This window comes from Dyella sp., from assembly GCF_036746095.1.
In the GTDB taxonomy this organism is placed as follows: domain Bacteria; phylum Pseudomonadota; class Gammaproteobacteria; order Xanthomonadales; family Rhodanobacteraceae; genus Dyella_B.
Window position 1 is genome coordinate 1 of the sequence record NZ_DAIOEU010000077.1, and the last position, 19,263, is coordinate 19,263.

The 19,263-nt window shown below is 59.8% G+C and carries 17 protein-coding genes; 7 read left to right on the forward strand and 10 right to left on the reverse strand.

Annotation, left to right across the window (positions count from 1 at the left end; all coding sequences use genetic code 11):
• From V7M64_RS20220 to V7M64_RS20235, 4 genes are all read left to right on the forward strand, one after another.
• Window positions 1-2,536: TonB-dependent receptor (locus V7M64_RS20220; protein WP_333681712.1), on the forward strand; the 2,536-nt coding region annotated here is incomplete at its 5' end.
• A gap of 111 nt (window positions 2,537-2,647) precedes the next feature.
• The gene (locus tag V7M64_RS20225) at window positions 2,648-4,153 is read left to right on the forward strand and encodes a CehA/McbA family metallohydrolase (protein WP_333681713.1); all 1,506 of its coding nucleotides are present in this window, start codon (window positions 2,648-2,650) and stop codon (window positions 4,151-4,153) included.
• A gap of 333 nt (window positions 4,154-4,486) precedes the next feature.
• Window positions 4,487-6,721: a diguanylate cyclase gene (locus tag V7M64_RS20230; RefSeq protein WP_333681715.1), complete on the forward strand. Its 2,235-nt coding sequence runs from the start codon at window positions 4,487-4,489 to the stop codon at window positions 6,719-6,721.
• Between the two features lie 190 nt (window positions 6,722-6,911).
• Entirely contained in the window at window positions 6,912-7,094 is a 183-nt protein-coding gene (locus tag V7M64_RS20235; RefSeq protein ID WP_333681717.1) for a CsbD family protein, read from the forward strand.
• 251 nt (window positions 7,095-7,345) lie between these two features.
• Here the strand turns inward: V7M64_RS20235 and chrA are convergent, their stop codons facing one another.
• The 4 genes from chrA to V7M64_RS20255 are packed head-to-tail and all read right to left on the reverse strand — an operon-like array spanning window position 7,346 to window position 11,526.
• On the reverse strand, window positions 7,346-8,548 hold the full coding sequence (gene chrA, locus V7M64_RS20240) for a chromate efflux transporter (protein ID WP_333681719.1): 1,203 nt from the start codon (window positions 8,546-8,548) through the stop codon (window positions 7,346-7,348).
• Window positions 8,545-10,005: a multicopper oxidase domain-containing protein gene (locus tag V7M64_RS20245; RefSeq protein ID WP_333681721.1), complete on the reverse strand. Its 1,461-nt coding sequence runs from the start codon at window positions 10,003-10,005 to the stop codon at window positions 8,545-8,547. The genes chrA and V7M64_RS20245 overlap by 4 nt, the downstream gene beginning before the upstream one ends.
• 16 nt (window positions 10,006-10,021) lie before the next feature.
• The gene (locus V7M64_RS20250; protein ID WP_333681723.1) at window positions 10,022-10,705 is read right to left on the reverse strand and encodes a class I SAM-dependent methyltransferase; all 684 of its coding nucleotides are present in this window, start codon (window positions 10,703-10,705) and stop codon (window positions 10,022-10,024) included.
• Between the two features lie 38 nt (window positions 10,706-10,743).
• Entirely contained in the window at window positions 10,744-11,526 is a 783-nt protein-coding gene (locus V7M64_RS20255) for a hypothetical protein (protein ID WP_333681725.1), read from the reverse strand.
• Window positions 11,527-11,847: 321 nt separating this feature from the next.
• Between V7M64_RS20255 and V7M64_RS20260 the strand changes: the two genes are divergently transcribed.
• On the forward strand, window positions 11,848-12,441 hold the full coding sequence (locus V7M64_RS20260; protein ID WP_333681727.1) for a phosphatase PAP2 family protein: 594 nt from the start codon (window positions 11,848-11,850) through the stop codon (window positions 12,439-12,441).
• Between the two features lie 55 nt (window positions 12,442-12,496).
• Here the strand turns inward: V7M64_RS20260 and V7M64_RS20265 are convergent, their stop codons facing one another.
• The 4 genes from V7M64_RS20265 to V7M64_RS20280 all read right to left on the reverse strand — a co-directional run bounded on the left by V7M64_RS20265 (window position 12,497) and on the right by V7M64_RS20280 (window position 15,981).
• On the reverse strand, window positions 12,497-13,303 hold the full coding sequence (locus tag V7M64_RS20265) for a Fic family protein (protein WP_333681729.1): 807 nt from the start codon (window positions 13,301-13,303) through the stop codon (window positions 12,497-12,499).
• A 7-nt stretch (window positions 13,304-13,310) separates the two neighbouring features.
• Complete coding sequence (locus tag V7M64_RS20270; RefSeq protein WP_333681731.1) at window positions 13,311-14,135, reverse strand: Stf0 family sulfotransferase; 825 nt, start codon at window positions 14,133-14,135, stop codon at window positions 13,311-13,313.
• 64 nt (window positions 14,136-14,199) lie between these two features.
• Complete coding sequence (locus V7M64_RS20275) at window positions 14,200-14,931, reverse strand: hypothetical protein (RefSeq protein ID WP_333681733.1); 732 nt, start codon at window positions 14,929-14,931, stop codon at window positions 14,200-14,202.
• Window positions 14,932-14,964: 33 nt separating this feature from the next.
• On the reverse strand, window positions 14,965-15,981 hold the full coding sequence (locus V7M64_RS20280; protein ID WP_333681735.1) for a pesticin C-terminus-like muramidase: 1,017 nt from the start codon (window positions 15,979-15,981) through the stop codon (window positions 14,965-14,967).
• 383 nt (window positions 15,982-16,364) lie between these two features.
• Here V7M64_RS20280 and V7M64_RS20285 point away from each other — a divergent pair, with 383 nt between their 5' ends.
• A complete protein-coding gene (locus V7M64_RS20285) occupies window positions 16,365-16,670 on the forward strand; it encodes a phosphatase PAP2 family protein (RefSeq protein ID WP_333681742.1) in 306 nt (101 codons plus the stop codon).
• 118 nt (window positions 16,671-16,788) lie between these two features.
• On the opposite strand, the gene V7M64_RS20290 is transcribed toward V7M64_RS20285, so the two are convergent.
• Complete coding sequence (locus V7M64_RS20290; RefSeq protein ID WP_333681737.1) at window positions 16,789-17,112, reverse strand: hypothetical protein; 324 nt, start codon at window positions 17,110-17,112, stop codon at window positions 16,789-16,791.
• A gap of 45 nt (window positions 17,113-17,157) precedes the next feature.
• Between V7M64_RS20290 and V7M64_RS20295 the strand changes: the two genes are divergently transcribed.
• Window positions 17,158-18,300, forward strand: coding sequence for a hypothetical protein (locus V7M64_RS20295; protein WP_333681738.1), 1,143 nt, complete (start codon window positions 17,158-17,160; stop codon window positions 18,298-18,300).
• 46 nt (window positions 18,301-18,346) lie between these two features.
• Here the strand turns inward: V7M64_RS20295 and V7M64_RS20300 are convergent.
• A partial coding sequence (locus V7M64_RS20300; RefSeq protein ID WP_333681740.1) for a histidine kinase dimerization/phospho-acceptor domain-containing protein occupies window positions 18,347-19,263 on the reverse strand: 917 nt, incomplete at its 5' end.

The following is a 19,263-nucleotide window of genomic DNA, read 5'->3' on the forward strand; positions in this document are numbered from 1 at the left end:
CTATCGCTTCGTAACGCCGAACACGGTGACGATCATCCAGGGAAACGTGGCAACCAATGCGGGCAATCCGGCCTCCGCTGCGGTAGCGACGGCCGGTAGTGCAGGCTCCGATCCCATCAACGGCAACGCGGTTGCTCCGCAAAGCGACAAAACGGCGAAAGACCTTGAACGCGTGGTCGTCACCGCGCGCTCCGGCGTGGACGTGCGCACGCGCGCGCAAACCAGTTACTCCATCACCACCATCGACGAAGACCGCCTGCGCATGCAGGCGCCGACCAGCGTGGCCGAAGCGGTGAAATCCGTGCCGGGTTTCTGGGTGGAAGCGTCCGGCGGCGAAGCAAGCGGCAACATCCGTGCGCGCGGCATCCCGGTCGATGGCTTCGGCTCGGTGAATCTGCTGGAAGACGGCATTCCGGTGCAGCACGATCCAGCGCTGGGCTATCTCAATGCCGACCAGGCGTTTCGCCTGGACGAAACGATCGAGCGCGTCGAGGTGGTACGTGGCGGCCCGTCCTCGATTTTCTATTCGAACGCACCGGCCGGCGCGATCAACTTCATACCGCGCCAGGTCGACGACATGGCCGAGGGGTTGATCAAGTACACCGCCGGCAACTACGGCCTGGGCCGTTTGGATTTCTGGTTCGGCACGCCGCTTGGCGATGGCTGGAAATTCAGCACCGGTGGCTTCTTCCGCGTCGATCACAACATTCGCGACCCCGGCTTCAACGGCGACAACGGCGGGCAATTGCGCGCCACGCTGTCCAAGCAGTTCCACAATGGCGATGTCAGCCTGGATGTGAAGCGACTGGATGATCGCGTCTATTTCGATCTCGGCATTCCCCTTTATCGCAATCCGAGTGGCGACCTGGTCGGCGTGCCCGGCTTCAACGGCAACTACGGCACCGTGGCCGGCCCGGAAACCGAGCACATGCAGTTGCAGCAGGGGAACGGCAGCTACTACAACTTCGACAATTCGCTCGGCACCGACGTACAGCGCACCCAGCTCACGCTGAAGTTCGACTACAACCTGTGGGACGACTGGAAGCTGGCCGAGAACGTGCGCTACAGCGACACCAATACGCAGCGCAACGGCGTGTATCCCAACTCGATCGAGACGGCTTCGGCGTTCTATGCGTCGGCACAATCGCATCTGAAGCAGTACTACCCGAACGCCGCCGGCATGCAGTTGCAATATGCCGATTCGGGCGCGGCATTCGGCCCCAACCAGAACGGCAACGGCCTGGTGATGCTGGGCGGTTTGCGCGGCATCACGATGCCGATGGACGAACTGACCAGCGACACGCGCCTGATGCGCAAGTTCGAATTCGGTGACCAGACGCATGATGTGACGCTGGGCTACTACCACGCGCATTTCAACCAGAGCTTCGATCGTTATTCGTCCACCGTGCTGCTGGACACGCAAGACAACGCCAAACTGCTGAACCTGGTCGCGGTGAATGCGGCCGGCCAGACGATCGGCCCGCTCACCGACAACGGCATCTACAACAACGGCTACGAATGGGCGCACGCGCACGGTACGTCCGACACCGATGCGTTCTATGCCTCGGACGAATGGCAGGTCAACGACAAGTTGCGCATCGATGGCGGTGCACGCTGGGAACGCGTCGACACGCGCGGCTGGACCGAACTGCCGGCCACGGTGAACCTGGGCACGCCATGGAGCGCAGCCATCCTCACCGGCAGCGGGCAATACGCCAACTACGATCACAGCTTCAACAAGCTGGGCTGGACGCTGGGCGCGAACTATCAGTTCAGCGATCACCAGGGCGTGTTCGCACGCTATACCTCCACCTTCCGCCTGCCGAACCTGAGTTCCTACATCACCACGCCGACCGCCACGCCGATCACGCAAACGATGGTGCTGCCGGAAATCGGCTACAAGTTCGCCAATCGCTATATCGAAGCCTACGAAACGTTTTTCTACACCCGCTACAACAATGTCAGCTTCAGCAACTACGTGTTCAATCCCACCTCCGGCGCCTCCACCGCGGAAACGGGCTACGCGGATACGGAAACCTACGGCCTGGAGCTGGAAGGCACCATCTATCCCTGCAAGTGGTTCGATATGCAGTACAGCGCCACTTTCCAGGATCCGCGCTACAAAGGCTTGCGCTACACCACGATCCAGGCCGGCGAGCCGGTGCTGCTGGACTACGACGACGACCAGCTGATCCGCGTGCCGCGCAAGAGCGTGCGACTGGTGCCCGGCGTGAACCTGCTCGACAACAAGCTGCGTTTGCAGCTCACTTATGAGTACGAAGGCAAGCGCTATTCCGATACGGCCAACTCGGTGGAGCTACCGCAGTACTACACGCTCGGCTTCAGCGCGCGCTACCAGATGACGCCTAACCTCACGTTCTTCGTGTATGCGGACAATCTCAACAATTCGCTGGGTTTGACCGAAGGCAATCCGCGTTCGGGCGAGTTGAAGAGCAGCGATGCGGGAGCGACGGTGTTCATTGCGCGGCCATTGCTGGGGCGGTCGTTCAGGGCGTCGGTGATGTATCGGTTTTGATCGACCTGCGTACCGCGTGATGCTTGATCCCGTCATTCCGACCTTCGCCGGAATGACGGGTTGGGGTATTGCGGCGGTGTCACTCCCGTGCCTGGAAGCAGAGCGAAAAACATGAAACCAAATTCCCTCCCCCTGCTCGCCCTGATGATCCTGCTCATGTGCCTCGCCTGCACCGCCTTTGCAGACGGCGATGCGCCCGACCTTGTTCTCAAAGGCCAGATTCGCCCGAGCGAAAACCACACCTACCACCCGGTTCCCTTCACCGTCCCCGCCAACGTCAACCGCATCACCGTCCAATTCGACTACACCGGGCGCGACCAGCGCACCACCATCGACCTGGGCATGCTCGGCCCGGATGGTTTTCGCGGACAGGATGGCTTCCGTGGCTGGAGCGGCGGCAGCAAGAAACTTTTCACCATCAGCAGCACCGATGCCACGCCATCGTTCCTGCCCGGTGCGATTCGTGCCGGCCGCTGGACCTTGTTGCTGGGCGTTCCCAACATTCGTCCCAACGTAACGGCCGAGTACACGGCGAAGGTCTGGTTCGGCCATCCCGGCGATCCGGCATGGCTGCCGGAAGTATTGAATCCACCGCTGCGCCATGAAGCCGGCTGGTATCGCGGCGATCTGCACATGCACGGCGCGCACAGCGACGGCAGCTGCACCAGCCAGAGCGGTCGTCAGCGCGTGCCGTGTCCGTTGTTTCTCACCATCGATGCGGCGCTTCAACGCGGGCTCGATTTCATTGCGCTGAGCGATCACAACACGGTGTCGCAAATGAACGACATTCGCGAGCTGCAGCCTTACTACGATCGACTGTTGCTGATGCCGGCACGCGAGATCACCACGTTTACCGGCCACGCGAACCTGTTCGGCTCCGACCAGCCGCTGGATTTCCGCGTCGGTAGCGCAACGGTGCCGGATTGGAACAGCCTGCTGCGCGCGGCGGCGCAACTGCATGGGCTGATTTCCATCAACCACCCCATCCGCCCCGATGACGAGACCTGCATGGGTTGCGGCTGGGCACCGGCGAAACCGGTCGACATGCATCTGGTGCAGGCGATCGAGGCGGTGAACGGCGTCGATGCGCTGCTGCCCGATTCAGGCATTCCGTTCTGGCAGCATCTGCTCGACCAGGGTTTTCGGCTGACCGGCGTCGGCGGCAGCGACAATCACGACGCCAGGCAGGTGGTGGGTACGCTGATCGGCACGCCTACCACGGTGGTGCATGCCAGCGAGCTTTCCATGCCGGCCATTCTTGCCGGCATCCGTGCTGGGCATGTCTTTGTCGACGTGCAGGGTACGCGCGACCGCATGCTCAACCTTACCGCCGGCGTGGGTGCGCAGACGGCGCAGATGGGCGATGCGATCCATGCGGCGGCTGGCCAGAAGGTGCGCTTTACCGTCACCGCCACCGCGCCAGAGGGTGCTCGCGCGGAAATCATCGTCGACGGCAAGACCTGGCAGCCGGCGGGCGTCGATCTGGCCGTCCATGGCACCTTGAGCCAGTCGTTTGACTGGCCGGGCGATGGCAAGCGGCATTGGATCCGCGCCAACGTGCGCGACGCGGGTGGCAACCTGTTGCTGGTGGGGAATCCGGTTTACGTCAATGACTGAGGATCATCTGGCGGGCGCGGTTGCTCCCTCCCTTGCGTCAGTGGGGCTGCGGTGGGGTTGCTGGTGCTTTAGCGTGCAACTGAATCTCGCCAATAACCTTTTGATGGCAAGAAGCCGATGCTGTGCGCCGACCCCAGGCATTCGCCGCTCGCTGCGCTCGCACCCCACCCCCTCCCCTGCTGACGCAGGGGAGTAGCTATATCCCGCGCAGCCGCGGTCCGACGTCAATCAAGGTCCAGGGAGAGTTGGAGCGCTACGGCGTGGAGGTTTGGCAGAACTCTTGCATCACCTGCACCAAGAGGGGGCAGCCCGCGACCGAAGGACCCAAAAACCATGCTCGCCAGGCGCGATCCGCATGGCCTATGGCCGCTGTTCGCTGCGTTCGTCCTTGCCGGTGGCCTCTCGTTCTACGCGTTGGCGCTGGCAAGGGCGAACCACAGCCCGGTTGCGTTGTGGCTGGCCAACGGCGCGCTGGTCGGCTGGCTGTTGCAGAAGCCGCTGGCGCAGGCCTGGCCGGTGCTGGCCAGCGCGCTGCTGGGTTTCGTGGCGGCCAAGGTGAGCCTGGGCGATTCGCTGGTGCAGACCATGCTGATCGTTCCGTTCCATGCGCTGGAAACGGTGATCGTCAGCGAATCGATCCGCCGCCGTTTTCCGCAGATCACGCAGGACACGCGCTTCATCGATGTGGCGCGCGTCGGCGTGGTCAGCGCCCTGGCCGGCAGCGTGCTGTGCGCATTGGGCCTGATGTGCATCCTGCACCTGTGGACGCAGGTGGGCGTGCTGATGGCCCTGAATACGCAGTTCCGGGCGCACTTCGTCGGCATGGTGATCGCCGGCAGCGCCTCGCTGGTGCTCACTCTGCACCTGCGGCGGGTACCGGCGGGCCGTATCGGGCCGCTGGTGCGCGATCTTGGCCTGCTCGCCGCCATCACCGCGGGCGTGTGCATGGAGCCGCGCGTACCGCTGGTTTTCCTGGTCTACCTGCCGCTGTTGTGGCTGGTGTACCGCCACCGCTTCGCCGGCATGGTGATCGGCATGGCGATCATCGCCCTGGGCGTGAGCCTCGCCACCACGGTGGGCGTGGGGCCGTTCAATCTGGTCGCTGGCGTCACGCCGGCGTTTCGCATCGTGATGGGGCAGGTATTCATCGGCATCACCTGTTTCGTGGCGCTGCCGGTGGCGCTGGTGCTTGCCGAACAGGATCGCTTGCGCATGCAGATGCAGGAAAGCGAACTGCGCTATCGCATGCTGGCGGACTATAGCGGCGACCTGGTGATGCGCATCCGTCCCAATGGCGATCGCATGTATGTGTCGCCTTCCGTCAAAGATCTGCTCGGCTGGGAAGTGGAAGATTTCCACCGGCCGCGGCCCGACCTGATCCATCCCGACGACCGCGAGCGCATTGCCGCCGAAGTGGCCAAGCTGCGCATGGAAGGCGGCACCACCAACGCCACCTACCGGCTGCAGCACAAGGATGGCCATTACCTGTGGATCGAAGCCTTCGCGCGCCTGGTGCCGAGCCCCGACGGCGACGGCACGATGGACATCATCTACACCGGCCGCGACGTCACCGAGCGGGTGCGCATCGAGCAGGCCTTGCTGGAAAGCCAGAGCCAGTTGCGCACCGTCACCGACAACGTTCCCGCGGTGATCGCGCGCATCGACATGAACGAGCGCTACACCTACATCAACCGCTACGTTGAACAGGTCTCGGGCGAAATCTCGGCCGAGATCATCGGCCGCAGCGTGCGCGAGGTGCGCGGCAGCGGATTGTACGAGCGCCTGAAACCTTATCTCGATCGCGCCTACGAGGGCGAATCGGTGATCTTCGAGTACGCCGCCGAATACCGCGGCAAGCCGCTGCACTTCCAATGCCACTACGTGCCCGACCGCGATGCGCGCGGCAAGGTGCGCGGCGTCTACGCGCTCACCACCGAGATCACGCACATCAAGAACGCCGAGCGCGAGCTGCTGCGCCTGGCGCACCAGGACATGCTCACGGGCCTCGCCAACCGGCGCTACTTCAGCGAGCGCGTGTCGATCTTCCTCATGCAGGCGCAGCAGCACAATGCCATGGTGCTGCTGGCGCTGGTGGACATCGACAACTTCAAAGCGATCAACGATACCTATGGGCACGCGATCGGCGACGTGGTATTGGCCGAAGTGGGCCAATGCCTGCAGAAGCTGGTGCGCGAGGGTGAAATGGTGGCGCGCCTGGGCGGCGATGAATTCGTCGTGTTGTGCAACGACATCGTCAGCTTGAAGCAGGCCAAGGCGTTCGTGCAGTCGCTGTGGGAGCGCTTGCACATCACCATCGACGCCGGCGTCGCCAAAGTCACGGTAAACATGAGTGTCGGCGCGGCGATCTGCAAGAACGAGCTGTCCGACGATGCCTTGATGAAGCTGGCCGACGATGCGCTGTACAAGGCCAAGGAAGCAGGCAGGGATACCTATCGCTATCTCACGCACGGGCTCGGCAATGGCGACGACGGCGGTGGCAACCATGGCAGCAATGGCGCCAACGGCCACAACGGCAGCCACGACATCAAGCTGCGCCGGGCGCGCTAAGGCGCGGCTGGCCTGCGTAAGGGTTCATCCAGCATGCGTGCATGCATCGTGAAGGCGCGCCACGCGCCTGCAAACGACCTGAACTTCATGCCGTGCTCAGCAATATCGCGATGTTCTTCACCCCAATTGCACCCTCCCATGCTGCGGCACTAAGCATCATGGCTCCACGACACGGTATGTGGAGAAGAGCATGGACAAGAATCGCATCGAAGGTACCAAGCACGAAATCAAAGGTGGTGTGAAAGAAGCGGCCGGTAAAGTCACCGGCAATCACGCGCGTGAGTTGTCCGGCAATCTCGAAAAGAATGCCGGCAAAGTCCAAAAAGAGTTCGGTAAGGCCAACGACCAGGCGCGCAAGCAACAAGATCGGTAATTGATGTGATGCTGGGCTGCAGGTTTCAAGGGAGCGACGCACGAAGTCGAGGCGGCTTCCCAACGGATTGAGCCAAAAGAGGGCGCATGTGGCGCCCTCTTTATTTTCCGTGGTTATGGCGTGCGTGAAATACCATCAATCATTGCCGCTTGGTTCGCGCAGCCATTAGCCGGCGGCGAGCAGCAGCTCGCATTTATAGGTCGCGTAGTGACAGACGCATGCCGCGCGGTGATGGTTTGATTTAGTGCGGTCTACGAAAACGCCACCCGCAATACCGACGCCAACACACACCACACCACAATCACCAACGCCGATTGCCGCGCCGCCACCAGCAACGCAAAGCCGATCAGCGCAATGGCGAAATCCTTGCCATCACGCACCGCGCTCACCCACACCGGGTCGTACAGCGCGGCGGCCAGGATCCCCACGACTGCAGCGTTTACGCCCGCCAGCATACGCGCAGCGTTGTCACGCGCGGCCAGCGCCCGCCAGAACGGCAGGCATCCGGATACCACCAACAGGCCCGGCAAAAAAATGGCGAGCAGGCTGGCGACGGCACCCACCACACCGCCATGGCCATCGGGCAGGCGCTCACCGAGAAATGCCGATAGCGTGAACATCGGTCCAGGTACCGCCTGCGCCGCGCCATAACCCGTAAGGAACGTATCGTTATCGATCCAGCCCGGAGCGACGACCGCCTGCTTGAGCAACGGCAGCACCACGTGACCGCCGCCGAATACCAATGCACCGGTGCGATAAAACGCGCCGGCGATTTGCCATGACGGCAACAGATGCGTGGCGACCGTCACGGCCAGCGCAAGCAGCACGGCATATGCACCCAACAACGTCATGCCGGTGCGCGGCCCATACGTGAGCGCAAACGTTTCGCCTTGCCGCGCCGTCACGCTGCGGCATAACCATGGGCCGAGCAAGGCGCCAGCCGCGACCACTACAAGCTGCATCGCCGAACGGCTGCTGAGCGCGATCAAGCCTGCCGCCACGGCGGCCATCAGCGCGCGCGGTGCGTCCGGGGTGAGATGGCGCGCCATGCCGAAAACGCCTTGCGCCACCACCGCGACGGCAACCAGCTTCAGTCCATGTACAAAGCCTTGTCCCCACGCGCCGGCAAGATGATGGCTCCACATGCCGAACGCAAACATCAACACGGCCGAGGGCAGGGTAAAGCCGAGAAATGCCGCCAGCGCTCCCGGCCATCCCGCGCGCAGCAAGCCAATGGAAAACCCCAGCTGGCTACTGGCGGGACCGGGCAGGAACTGGCACAGGCCCAGCAGCTGGCCGAAATGTCCTTCGTCCAGCCAGCGCCGGCGTTCGACGAATTCGCGGCGGAAATAGCCCAGGTGCGCAATTGGGCCGCCGAACGACATCAGCCCGAGCTTCAGGAACGCGGCACCGACTTCCAGGGCATGGCCTTGCGGATGCGACGTCTGCCTCATGCGCAATCCAGCAGCGCCATGAAGCCGAAATCCATGTGCAGCTGCGAATGGCAGTGAAACAGCGACAGCCCGCGTTGATCGGCGGTGAAGTCGATCTCCATCGTCTGGTAGCCGTTCAACATCACCACGTCCTTGACGATGCCGGCGGTCGGCCGGCCGGCGATGCTGGCGATTTCGAAACTGTGGCGATGCAGATGGATGGGATGGATATCGTCGCTGGTGTTATGCATGCGCAAGCGGTAACGCTTGCCGTAGCGAAGCGAATACATCGGCTTTTGCGCGGCCATGTCGAACGCGACGTCGTTGATCGTCCATCGGTTGAAGCCGTGGTCGGCGGCGTTGTGCTTGGCGAACGTCATCTCGATGATGTCGTCCGGTGTGCCGGGTTTGGCCCAGAGCGATGCAAAACGCCGGTAATCCCAGCTGGATGACGCCGGCTTGATCCATTGCGGCTTGCCATGATGGCCGGCGTACTCCACCACGATGCCCATGCCGTGGCCGCGATCGTCATCGTCGAGGTCGCCGAGGATCCACGTGCCAGGATGCTTCATCTCCACCACGGCGCTGATGCGCTCTGCGGTGCCCAGCCACAGCACCGGTACCTCGACCGGGCTCGGCACCGGATTGCCATCCAGCGCGATCACCTTGAAGGCATGGCCGGGCAGCGCCAGGCTGCGTATTTCCGTGGCGCTGCCATTGAGTACGTGCATCAGCACGCGTTCGCCGGGCTTGACCCGAATCGGCTCGCCCGAGCCAAGCATGCGGCCGTTGATGGCGAAGGACTGGTAGCCCACTTCGTAACCGTGCGGTTGTCCTTTCGCCAGCGATGCCTGCATCGCTGTCTCGCCACGCTGTTTCAGTGCCGGGTCCGCATCGCGCGGCAGCAGGAAATCCTGCGCCATGTCGCCGCCCTGGCTGAAGAATGGATCGAATTCCTTCAGCACCAGGAATATTTCCCGATCGTAAGCGCCCGGCGCGTGGCGAGGCTCGATATACACCGGCCCAACCTGGCCGCTGTATTGCCCCGATGCAAGATCGCTGCCCGCCGCCCGATGCGTGTGATAAAAGCGGAAGCCCGATGGCCCCGGCACGAACGACAACCGGCGCATGCCATGCGGCGGAATATACGGCGTGCCTTCCTCGGCGGAGCCGTCCACGTCGACCGGCACGAATTGTCCATGCCAGTGCAGCTGCTCCGGCACGTCGGTGTCGTTGTAGACATCCACCACTACGCGCTGTCCCTCTTTCAAGCGGATCAGCGGACCGGGAAACTGGCCGTTGTAGGTGGTGGTGGAAACGATATGGTCCGGCGCCAGCTCGACCAGGCTGCGGGCGATATGCAGGGTGTAGTCCGCCTTGGCAGTGGAAGCAGATACGGCGGCGCCAAGCCATCGGGGCGTGCCGCCAGCCAGCGCCGCCAAACCACCCAGTTTCAAGAATTCGCGTCGATCGATCATCTGCCCTCGCTCCCCTTCACTGGCGCTTGCGCAACCGAAGATACGTAAAAGCCTGCTCGGCTCCCCAGGGCGTGACGTGCACGTCGCGTCCGCTCGCCATGCGTTCGAACTCATCGCCGAAGCAGGCGTGCAGAGCTTCGGCGTCATAGCGCGCCACGTCCAGCCCGCTACAACGCATGGGGCCGTCGGCGGCGAAGGTGGCGACGATGGCCGTGCCGCCCGACACAAGGCTGCGGCGCAGCGCGGCCAGGTAGGCGGCCTTCGATGCATCGTCGATCAGAAAGTGAAACACCGCGCGATCGTGCCATAGCGCATAGCGACGCGACGGTGCAAAACGCGTGACGTCATCGACCAGCCAATGCACGCGCGGCGCCTTGTCGGCGCCAAGCCGCGCTTGTGACCTGGACAGTGCATGCGCGGCAATATCGAGCACGCTGATATCGGTGTAACCCGCATCCAACAGATGATCGACGAGGGTGGACGCGCCACCGCCCACGTCGATCAGCGGCGTGTCGTACGGTAGCTGGCTGTCGGCAATGAATGCCAGCGAGGTATCCGGATGGCGTTGGTACCAGCTCACCGCATCAGCGGCCTTGCTGCCGTACACCAGGTCCCAATGTTGTCGCGTATCGACCATGACGAAATAGAAAGCATGCGGCGTAGGTTGGGATGATAATCCCAGCTGCTTGTTCGTTTGCATGATGTCGGGATGGCATCCCAGCCTTTGAACCGCGCACGTCAAATCGGAATTTCCAGAATCGCCTTGACGGTCCATTTGTCGGTCGCGCCGTTCAAGCCGCGTCCGATGCCGACATTGAACGGGACGGGGCCGCGCGTCACATCCACGGCGGCGAACAGTTGCTGATATTGCTTGCGCGCCGGATCGAAATTCCCGATGCGGCCCATATCGCTGTAATACTCCAAGCCGAGCGCGGTGCCCGGCCATACCGTCCGTGCCACTTTCAGTGCCGGCGCAAAATCGGCATAGCTGCTGCCATAGCGAGGATGGAACGTGCCGTCGACCACCGGGTTGAAGGAAACCAGCCACAGTGGGCTGCGATAGCCGACGATTGGCCGCAGCTCGACGGCGGGGCGGCCTTGTTCCAATCGTTGGTTGACCGCCGATATCTCGAGGTTCAAACCCAAAAAAGGTCCTGAGCCGCCTTCCACCGGTTTCAACGGAATCCATTTCACGCGAACGCGCGGGCCGGCGAAATAATTCGTTCCCGCCGCATCGTGCAGGAAAGGCAGATAAAGTCCCGCCTCCAGCGTATCGGTAATGCCATACGACCATTCCATGGTGGTGCGAAAGCCGCGCGCGGGCGGAATTTCGCCGGGATAGTCGGGCAGCGACCGGCCTTCCAGCGTCGTATTCAAATGCAGTTCCAGGCCGAGTTGGCCTTGCCGGTTGATGCTGTCGTCATACACCTGGATTTCGTCGGTGAGATCGGCGTGTGCGAGCGAAGAGCCCAGGGACGCGACGAGAACCAAGGCGTAAGGCAGAACACGTCGAAGCGGCATACTGAAGACTCGAAGAGGGAAAGAACAGGGAAAGAATGGGATGCGCGCGTGTAGAAGGGCGTTGCCATTTCCACGTGCACGCTTTCCCGTTGAAGGAGCATGCAGAGTTTGCATGGCGAGTATGTGATGCCAGCACGTCATTTGGTTTAGTGCATAACGTCGCGGACGTTGTATAGCGCAATCTTTACCACGAACTAAGCCAACCCAAAGATAAGCGGCATACGCTCGCTGTGGTTGGCGGTTTTTTTCCAAGGCCACGAGCGGCATGCTGTGATTGCCCCGCGTTCTCGTTCCCATCTGTGTTTGCTGGCGGCGCTAGGCATGGCGTGTCTTACGCCGAATGCGGCCTGCGCAGGCGGCGGCTTTCTCGGGATCGATCATCGGGTGGCGTACGACAATCGAGGCATCTGGAATCGCGGCATTCAAAGCGGCGTGCTGGAAGGAACCGTCGCTTTCGTCGGCATCGGTGCCCTGGCGTTCGGTGACCAGGACAAGTTTGGCGATACCTTATGGCGCTCGGTGGATGCGATGGTGTTCACCGGTGTTACCACGCAAGCGATGAAATACGCCTTTCAGCGCGAACGGCCTTCGCAAACGTCCAACCCCAACCTGTTCTTCCGCGGCACGCATGCACAGAGTTTTCCCAGCGGCGAAGTGTCGGCGATTTCCGCGGCCGTAACGCCGTTCATGGCCACTTATAGCGAAGATCATCCGGCGGTGTACGCCTTGGCCTTGCTGCCGGCGTACGACGCGGTAGCGCGGGTAAAGACGCGCGGGCATTGGCAAAGTGACGTGCTGGTGGGTGCGGCGGTGGGCGTGGGATTCGGGATCTATGCTTCGCGGCGGAATTCGCCGCTGATCATCAGCTGGCTTCCGGGCGGATTCAAGGTGGGGTTTATCCACTACTTCAAGTAGAACATTTCTCTCGCCTACAAATTTCTCTACTCGGTCGTTGGCGTCGATAAGAATTCTATAAATCGTGGGAACCATCGCCCACAAACAATCTCTCGCTGCACATCAAGAGATAGCTAAACAAAGGATGCCAATTCAAATGGTATGTTGCCTGCCGAAGCCTAATGAGATAGCCATACTGTGACAAAGCAGATAGCTCATGGATCGGCAAATATAAAGGGGAGTCTCTTCCTTCGTTAATCGTCCAATGAAAGAGCAAACGAGCCACTCGCCCGTTACCATCATTAAAGGGATGTACATTCAAGAGAGCAGTCATCGCAACAACCGCAGCGAAGCCTGGCGCAGTATAGATATGCTGCTTCCAGTGAGCATATATACGTCCTAACTGCGGATAAATGGCTTCCGGCCCAGGATAAGCCGTGCAAGCACCAGTACGATCCCGCTGCGTGTAAGCGGCTTGAGTGCGAAACCTGCTCTCAGAAAAACCCAAAGCATCGTGAAAGCACTTTAATATTTCACAAAATGCTTGAAAGGTACCATCTGCAATCGTGTGTATTGAAGGCCAGCCCGGCTGCTGCAGCACTTGGTACTCCAATAGGGTGCGTCCATCAATAAAGATTTCAGTGCTGTTCGGAGCCACGTACTGCGAAAGTTCATGCTGCAACTCATAGCACTGGAACTGGCCAACATTGCAGTGGCGAATAGGTTGACCTTGCAGCCAAGTGATAACGGAATCCATTGAAGAGGCCGGTGCCCTTGCAAACGTTTCCCACAAGCGGTTTGCTAACGGCTGGAAACTCGTGACCCCGTCGCCCCAGGCGGGGAGTTTGAGCAGAGCAATCGGTGCAATTGTTGTAGCTGCCATGCTAGGCTCACACCTGAATTGCTTCTACTTCGGCGTCATCAAGGCTATCTTCCGTAAAGCGCTCACGCCATTCTTTGCTAACACCATCTGTTTGCCGATCAATCATCGGAACAGAAATTGCGCGGCTTTCATCGGGCTTGACGCCCATTGCGTTGAGTATATGGTCGATCACAGTGGACGAAGTGGTCATCAAATCTTCGTAGGTGATACGAATAGGCTCGGCCCCCGTCATTTCGAATACGCGCTCCCACGCTGCTTTCTGTTCGCCGATGGAACATAGGGCGTCCTTAATATGTGCATAGTCGTAGTCAACAGCTGGCGTATCGGCGACACCCGCAAACCACACCTTTGATCGAAGCGCACGCGAATAAGAAATGGCTTGACCGATAACATCCTGTCGAGTCAGGTAAACAACATACTGAGGGGTGATCTCCTTAAGAAAGTTCGGTGAATGTCGAGCTATTGCAACATAATTGGAGGTGAACATCTTATAGCCGAACATGCCGTTTGCAGATGATCGCAAACGCTGAATGTCGCTCCAATATGCACTCATCATTTGTATTGGCACATACCCCATATCACTAACCTGATAGCCAAGCCGACGTAAGAGGCTACCAATAACTCGGAAGTTCAGATATTCCATCGGAGCGCCAAGCAATCCGGTTTGCCACAATCTGATTGCACAATAAGTGCTTCCAGAGCGTGGTATTGTCGCTAGCATGTAGCTGCCAATCGGGTCTTGACCGAAACAGTTAAAGTCCATCTCGGCACTGTAAAGACGATTGGTAACATGAACATCCTGAATTGCTTTGTGAGGGGTCGAAGCGATCATGTGCATTTTTTCGATTCGCAGTCACATGACGACAGACTAAACCTGTCGTCATGCTGGGTAGACGCTATCCCTTAGATGAGCCGTGGACGAATTGAACTTCGACCCTTAGATTGTTGTTCGCTTTGTCCCCCAATCGTGTCGCATTGGCAAACTTGGCTACCTTTGATCTTGCCCACGCGATCATTTGCTCAGTCACCGTAGCGTTCTTCGTCTGGGGACTTTGATAGAAAATGGTGAAAGTGGGGAAATTTTCGCAATCGGAAGTCCTGCCTTCCAACTGAACGATTGGTGCATTTGAGGCACCTGGACGGTAGGCGCAACGATAGTGAATCAATCCTGCCGCCTGGACAGTGACACCACTAGCATCGGTGATCAGAATGGCTCTCACCCCGCAATTGTGCACCTGGCATGCAGAGAATAGGCGGTAATTTCCGACCAGGATCGCTTCCGGATCGGGGACACCTCCAAACACTTCATTGAATTGCTCAGGGAGTGTGGGCTGAGTTTTGCCGACATCTTGTTGGGTGATTAGTCCCTGTGAGAGGCGTCTATCATCCGTACTGATGTAGTGGCCCGCCCCACCTTGAAGAAAGGCAGCCGCCTTCTTCATTAAATAATCGCGAGGCTGAGCATCGCTCCATGCTGATGCGGAGGCTTCATTAGAAGCAGGACTTGCTGGCAATACACTGGCAGGGCGAACCGATGGCATGACAGTCTGGGCTGCAACGTCAAAAGCTCTTCCCAAGCACAACATGCATACACAAGCCGCCAGCGCTAAAAAGATAGGTTTACGCATAACACTCACTCCGAGATAGGTATGGAAGGTAAATCAATCTAAACATGCGCCGAATGTATCTTCACTTGGAAGCCTGCCCTGAGAGATGGCATCGTTTAATTTGGCTGCATCACGTTCATATCGGGGATCGGTGTGTCCATCTGCATACCAATGCTGTAACTCGTTTGCCGCATCACTCCATTTTCCGTTCATTATTTCACCCCAGAATTTTGGCGCCGAATTGGCGAAATATGGCCCGTTGGGATAAGCAACATCAACGATGACGGTCTGAGCCTCCGCGGGAAGTTGGTCGAAAGAGACATCTAACGGGGTTGCATCGTAGGCTGCTTGCACAACTGCCCAGGTGTGGTTCATCAATGCCGCGGAAAGCGCAGCAGCGTCGTCGCTGGATAGCGATGGCTTTCCATGCTCATTCATGGCATTGAGAGCGTCTTGCCCCTTAAGCCCGAAGTACGGGTTGGGCACGTCTATAATGCTCTGGGCGACGCCAAGCGCCTGTAGTCCCGCAGCAGACTGTTGCCCTAAATCTACCCCCGCTCCAATGGTGACTCCGGAGTTTGGAAATTGGTCAACTGGCAACGTATAGCCGAGTGTTTGGACGCCACCTTCATTGCCATAGATGTAGTCGGCATCCGTCCTATTAACCTCTTCCAAGACCGGCATGCAATGCGCATGGTCATAGCCTCCATGACCTGGGTTTCCCCCACCTCCACCTCCCCCAGGATTTCCCCCACCTCCCGGTACGCCTCCGATAGGAGGTGGATCGACAACTGGTGCTGATACAACAACCGTTTCCATATTTGCCCCCATAATGAGGTGGACTTCATCAGGGGTAAGTGCGCGCATGGGAGAGCTTGTCCCGCATGCATTCAAACCATTTGCATCGGTAGCACAAACTTCTTTGCCGAGACCTTTGGTGGAGGAAGATGTGTCATCAGGTACCCTGTCGTTAGGCGAATAGGTTTGAACATCTGCGGGTCTTGCGGCTAATGATCCTCCGTAACTGGATAAAGCACAGACAATTGCAATAGACAGTCGTCGAAACTCCACGCACTGTTCTCCATGATCGTGGTTTTATGCCGATACCGGCCCACGCGATTCCTTCAACTCTTTCTTGGAATGCATGACGTTCGTGGTTTCGGCGCTGTCAGATTTAGCCAAGCGCGGAAAAATAGAAAAGTCAGTGGACGCCGATTTTTTGTCAGCGTTCCACTACATCAGGATTGCTCCCGTCAGCTGTGAAACTTCGCTGCAACGAATGACTACTTGGTAGGGATGGAGCCAAACTTCAGCTCGCCGCATCGATCGGCCCAATCATGTAATAAGTGAGCCAATAAAAAAGTTCCATTCAAAGCAATGGTCGATACGTAGCTAGGAAGTGATCTCCCCTATTACATAAATGCGAACGGCCTTCGCAGACGTCCAACCCCAACCTGTTCTTCCGCGGCACGCATGCACAGAGTTTTCCCAGCGGCGAAGTGTCGGCGATTTCCGCGGCCGTAACGCCGTTCATGGCCACTTATAGCGAAGATCATCCGGCGGTGTACGCCTTGGCCTTGCTGCCGGCGTACGACGCGGTAGCGCGGGTAAAGACGCGCGGGCATTGGCAAAGTGACGTGCTGGTGGGTGCGGCGGTGGGCGTGGGATTCGGGATCTATGCTTCGCGGCGGAATTCGCCGCTGATCATCAGCTGGCTTCCGGGTGGATTCAAAATCGGCTTCATCCACTACTTCAAGTGAGCGAGACTTTGCGGTTTGCGGAACACCGCGATGAGCCTGCTGACTGAATGATGAGAAAACAAATTTGGTTGCAGCGTCTGTCAGCGATGCATGCCAAGTGGTTTGCGCACCGCACCTGTCAAAGCGGTTCAATGCCATTTGGAACGACCTGATCCAACGACATGATGATGATGCGCTGACAGACAAACGCATTCAGCATCGTGTGCGTGATGTGAACCTGTTGCACGCACCCTTGTGTTCCTGTTTTGTCTTCGATTAGGGTGCGCGCGTTCGCTACGGGGAGTGGCGAACGAATTCGCCGGGGCAATTCATTCCATGCATGCATCCGTCCGAGCTTGTGCTCAAACGGATCGGGGTGGCATGTATTCGGCGAAGGCAAAACTTGAGTTGCATGAAGTGCGTTGTAACGCCCGTCTGAACGGTGCGGGTCATACGTGTGCATCGTGGCGGGTGCCGTCCTTTTCTTTCTTTCGCAGAGGGGAAACACATGTTGGATCATGCAAAGCGCAGTCTGTTGAAAACGATCGCGGTATCCGCATTGTTCGCGGCCTGCACGGTCGGCGCATCGGCAAGCGACGTTTCGTCGGTCAGCAACCCTTATTCCCCGGCTTACGCGCATGGCTATCGCCATGGCGTGGTGCCGACGCGGGAATCCTTGCGCAACATGAATGCATTCGATGCGCAGCACGGCAGCACCACATTGCTGAGGACCAGCTCCAAAACGCTTTCCTATGGCGGCGGCGTGGACGGTGTCGGTGTGACCAGCGGCCAGCCCAAGGTGTATCTGGTGGTGTATGGCAATCAGTGGGGAACGGCCAGTACCGACGCGAACGGCAACGTGACTTTGTCGGGCGATGCGCATGGCGCCGTGCCCTATCTGCAGCAACTGTTCAAGGGGCTGGGCACCAACAGCGAAGGCTGGTCCGGCATGGTCACGCAGTATTGCGACGGATCGCTGGTAGGCACGGGCGCCACCGCCTGCCCAACGGGCGCGCCGAAGGTTGGCTATCCGACGGGCGGCACGGCTTTCGCCGGCATCTGGTACGACGACTCCGTGGCGTCGCCGGCACAGGCAACCGGTGCGCAACTGGCACAGGAGGCGATCAACGCGGCCGCGCATTTCGGCAATACCACCGCGGCATCCAATCGTTATGTCGAGTACGTGATCCTGTCGCCGTCGGGCACGCATCCGGATGGATTCAATACCAGCAGCGGCCAGTTCTGCGCGTGGCATGACTACAACGGCGACACCACGCTGTCCGGTGGCGCGGTGTCGTCGCCGTATGGCGATATCGCCTTTACCAACATGCCCTACGTGCTCGACATGACGACCAGCTGCGGCGAGAACTTCGTCAACAGCGGCTCGGCCGGTGTGCTGGATGGCTTTTCGATCGTGGAAGGGCATGAGTACGCCGAAACGGTCACCGACCAGAACCCCGCCGGCGGTTGGACCAACCACCAGAACCGTAGCCGCTACAACGGCGAGGAAATCGGTGACGAATGCGCATGGATTGCTCCAGGCACGGCCGGTGGCTCGGCAGATGTGTCGATGGCGACAGGCAACTTTGCCATGCAAAGCTTGTGGTCGAATGACACCAATACGTGTGCCATAACCCACCCTGTGTTGTAACGCCTCAGGCCCCTCTCCCTGTGGGAGAGGGGTTTTTGTCGACACGTCAAGGCATCACACTCGCCTGCAAATTCCCTTCGTGCGGCGTCAGCTCCAAGCGCAACGATTGCGCACGCGCGGCCGAAGCCGCCAAGGCAAGGCCGAGTCCGGTATGCACGCCGGCGTCTTTGCCCTTGCGCCAGAAGCGCAGCTTCATGCGCGCGATGTCGTCGCCGGTAAGCTCGGGCGCGGCATTGGTGACGGACCAGCAGGCCGGCGTGCAACGCAACGTAATGGTGCTGCCGGACGGCGCGTAGGCAAGCGCATTGCCGAGCAGGTTGCCGAGTAGCACGTCGAGCAAGGTGGGGTCGGCCATCCAGGCGACCGAGGGTTCGATCTCCAGCTTCAGAGCCAGCGCACGTTCCTGCAGGCGATGCCGGTTGCGCAGCACCAGTGCATCCGTCAGTGCCGTCACGTCAATGCGTTGCAGGGCCAGTTGCTCGATGCCTGCCTCGATGCGCGTCAGCAGCAACAACGCCGTCACGATGCGTTCCATCTTGGCACCGATGTCGCCGATGTCCGCCAACAGCACGTGCGCGTCGCGGCCGCTGGGATAGCGCAATTCCACTTCGATGGCGGTGCGCAATTCCGCCAGCGGCGTGCGTAGTTCGTGCGCCACGCCGCTGGCGAACTGGCGCTCGCGCAATAGCCCGTCTTCCATGCGCGACAGCACCGCGTTGAAGCGTGTAATCAAAGGCGCGAGTTCGCGGATGTTGGTGTCTTGCAAACGCATGCTCGGCGTTTCAGGGCCGATCTGGTCCATCGCTTCGGCAAGGCCGGCCAGCGGGCGCAGGCTTCGCGTCACCAGCAATGGCGTCAGTATGGCGACGACCAGGAAACCCAGCACCACGCAACCGAATTCGATGCGGTCCATGGAATGCTGGAAATCCAGCATTTCGGTGCGGTCCGTCGCCAGGCCGAGCA

Bases quoted from the DNA above. Each gene is read 5' to 3' on its own strand.
- V7M64_RS20260 (WP_333681727.1), top strand. From the start codon at position 11,848: ATGGCGTGTCTTACGCCGAATGCGGCCTGCGCAGGCGGCGGCTTTCTC.
- V7M64_RS20270 (WP_333681731.1), bottom strand. From the start codon at position 14,135: ATGATCGCTTCGACCCCTCACAAAGCAATTCAGGATGTTCATGTTACC.
- V7M64_RS20275 (WP_333681733.1), bottom strand. From the start codon at position 14,931: ATGCGTAAACCTATCTTTTTAGCGCTGGCGGCTTGTGTATGCATGTTG.
- V7M64_RS20265 (WP_333681729.1), bottom strand. From the start codon at position 13,303: ATGGCAGCTACAACAATTGCACCGATTGCTCTGCTCAAACTCCCCGCC.
- V7M64_RS20290 (WP_333681737.1), bottom strand. From the start codon at position 17,112: ATGCACACGTATGACCCGCACCGTTCAGACGGGCGTTACAACGCACTT.
- V7M64_RS20295 (WP_333681738.1), top strand. From the start codon at position 17,158: ATGTTGGATCATGCAAAGCGCAGTCTGTTGAAAACGATCGCGGTATCC.
- V7M64_RS20235 (WP_333681717.1), top strand. From the start codon at position 6,912: ATGGACAAGAATCGCATCGAAGGTACCAAGCACGAAATCAAAGGTGGT.
- V7M64_RS20245 (WP_333681721.1), bottom strand. From the start codon at position 10,005: ATGATCGATCGACGCGAATTCTTGAAACTGGGTGGTTTGGCGGCGCTG.
- V7M64_RS20250 (WP_333681723.1), bottom strand. From the start codon at position 10,705: ATGCAAACGAACAAGCAGCTGGGATTATCATCCCAACCTACGCCGCAT.
- V7M64_RS20230 (WP_333681715.1), top strand. From the start codon at position 4,487: ATGCTCGCCAGGCGCGATCCGCATGGCCTATGGCCGCTGTTCGCTGCG.
- V7M64_RS20255 (WP_333681725.1), bottom strand. From the start codon at position 11,526: ATGCCGCTTCGACGTGTTCTGCCTTACGCCTTGGTTCTCGTCGCGTCC.
- V7M64_RS20225 (WP_333681713.1), top strand. From the start codon at position 2,648: ATGAAACCAAATTCCCTCCCCCTGCTCGCCCTGATGATCCTGCTCATG.
- chrA (WP_333681719.1), bottom strand. From the start codon at position 8,548: ATGAGGCAGACGTCGCATCCGCAAGGCCATGCCCTGGAAGTCGGTGCC.